We start from the raw sequence: 285 nt of genomic DNA, 5'->3' as shown, positions 1-285 counted from the left end.
ACCATGATCTGCGTCAGCCAGTTCGACGATGTAGTGATCGCCGTTGGGCAGTTCACTGCGTTGATTTGGGCCCTGAATCGTCCCGTTGACGTTCACCGTCAAGGTGCTGTACTGCCCAACCGTCAATTGCTGGGGAACGGCGGTCAGCGAAACGCTGACGCCGTTCCCTGAACCTGTTCCCACGCCCCCACCGCTGCCGCTTTGGCTGCTCCCAATGGTAAAGTTGGCCGTCACAGGCCCCGAAATGCGATCCACACCGTCTGCCACCCACGCCTGAGCCTCGTA

1 protein-coding gene is annotated in these 285 nt (G+C 60.4%); it reads right to left on the bottom strand.

What is annotated here, in order from left to right; genetic code table 11:
• Positions 1–285, bottom strand: a 285-nt coding sequence (locus tag AC27E8_RS06560; RefSeq protein ID WP_487111386.1) for a hypothetical protein, incomplete at both ends; no start/stop codon positions are given.

It is taken from the genome of Alicyclobacillus sp. CIJ1 (assembly GCF_057538885.1).
The sequence above is the reverse complement of the archived record's forward strand: the minus strand, read 5'-3'. Positions and strand labels throughout refer to the sequence as shown.